Source organism: Mesorhizobium sp. M7A.F.Ca.CA.002.05.1.1, from assembly GCF_003998335.1.
Taxonomy (GTDB): domain Bacteria; phylum Pseudomonadota; class Alphaproteobacteria; order Rhizobiales; family Rhizobiaceae; genus Mesorhizobium.
Map to the genome: position 1 here is coordinate 1 of NZ_RZQI01001646.1, position 453 is coordinate 453.

Below are 453 nucleotides of genomic sequence, written 5' to 3' on the forward strand. Positions count from 1 at the left end.
ATCACTGACCAGGCCTTCGTGGACGTGGTCTTCCCGATCCTCGGCGAGACGTTCGGCGACATCAGGCCGGCGGCGACGATGATCGTCTGCCAGCTCAACAGATCGGAAATGAAGATCGAGATCGAGGTGACGGCGCTGCGGCGCACGGCTTGAAAGGCGACCGACGATGAAAGTCCGGCGCATCGTTGCCAATATCGAGACATCGGATGCCACTGCGGCCAAGCGTTTCTATCAGGATGTCCTCGGCCTCGATGTGCTTATGGACCTTGGCTGGATCGCCACCTACGGCTCGCAAGCAAAGATGGATGTCCAGGTCAGTTTCATGGCGCAAGGCGGCTCCGAAACGCCGGTGCCGGATCTTTCGATCGAGGTCGATGATGTCGATGCGGCGCTCGATGCCATGAAAGCGGCGGGCTTCGCCATCGAATACGGACCGGCCGACGAGCCCTGGGG

Annotated in this window: 1 protein-coding gene and 1 pseudogene; both read left to right on the forward strand. The window is 60.9% G+C overall.

Annotation, left to right across the window (positions count from 1 at the left end):
• Positions 1-153: pseudogene (locus tag EN939_RS39640) on the forward strand (RidA family protein); the annotation flags it as partial.
• Positions 154-166: 13 nt separating this feature from the next.
• Positions 167-453, forward strand: a 287-nt coding sequence (locus EN939_RS37560; protein ID WP_127272161.1) for a VOC family protein, incomplete at its 3' end; no start/stop codon positions are given.